Here is a 1,097-nt window from a genome sequence, read left to right on the forward strand (position 1 = left end):
CCCGGGGCAACCCGCATGCACCCTGAGGTCATGAACCTGTGGCGTAGATGGGTCCCCGGGGCCTTCTCATCTCGAAGTTTGAACGGTATCCAAGCCCCCGGCCGTTGGCCGGTGAGGCTGTACGGACAAGGCGAGAGGACGAGATGGCACACATCGGCATTGATGTCAGCAAGCGCAAACTCGACTGCATGTGGATCCGTGATCTGGAAGCGGGCAAGGTCAAGCCCAAGGTCTTCACCAACGACCCGGCGCGCTATCCGGAGCTGCTGCGCTGGCTGGAGCGCAACACCGGCGAGGCACCGGAAGCGCTGCATGTGTATCTGGAGGCAACCGGTATTTACCACGAACCGCTTGCCTACTGGCTGCACGAGCACGGTGTGCAGGTTTATGTGCTGAACCCGGCCCAGGTGCGTTATCACGCCCAGGGCATGGGCGTGCGCAACAAGACCGATCGCAAGGACAGCATGATGCTGGCCCGTTATGGCATCGAGCGCTCACCCGAACCCTGGCAGCCGGAGCCACCGGAGGTGCGCGCGCTCAAGCGCCTGCTCAACCGGCTCGAGGCGCTTGAGCGCGACATCCGGCGCGAGGACAACCGCCGGGAGAAGGCGCAGTTCAACGGTGATGCCCTGGCGCAGGAATCCATCGGCAATGTGCTTGGTGCGCTCAAGGAGGAACATCGCCGGCTGCAGCGCCAGATCGATGATCACTTCAACGCGAACACGCACCTGAAGCAGGACCGCACACTGCTCGAGAGCATCCCCGGTGTCGGTCGCGTGCTGTCGGCGTCGATGATCGCCACCCTGCGCAGTCGCGCCTTCCTCACCGCACGCCAGGCGGCTGCGTTCCATGGCCTGGTGCCGGTGCACCGGGAGTCCGGCAGCTCGGTGCATGCGCAGCCACGGTTATCCAAGGCCGGCCCGGCGCGGTTCCGTCAGACGCTCTACATGGCCGCCGTGGTGGCCACGCAGCACAATCCGGACGTCCGTCACCAGTACCAGCGTCTGCTCAAACGCGGCAAGGCCAAGATGGCCGCGATCGGTGCGGCCATGCGCAAGCTCCTGCACATCGCCTTCGGCGTGCTCAAGTCACAGACG

General features: G+C 64.8%; 1 protein-coding gene. It reads left to right on the forward strand.

Going from position 1 to position 1,097, the window contains the following annotated elements; all coding sequences use genetic code 11:
• Window positions 1–143 precede the first annotated feature (143 nt).
• Window positions 144–1,097: IS110 family RNA-guided transposase (locus M0534_RS13640; protein ID WP_248568996.1), on the forward strand; the 954-nt coding region annotated here is incomplete at its 3' end.

Origin of the sequence: Methylonatrum kenyense (genome assembly GCF_023195885.1) — a bacterium.
GTDB classification, from domain to species: domain Bacteria; phylum Pseudomonadota; class Gammaproteobacteria; order Nitrococcales; family Aquisalimonadaceae; genus Methylonatrum; species Methylonatrum kenyense.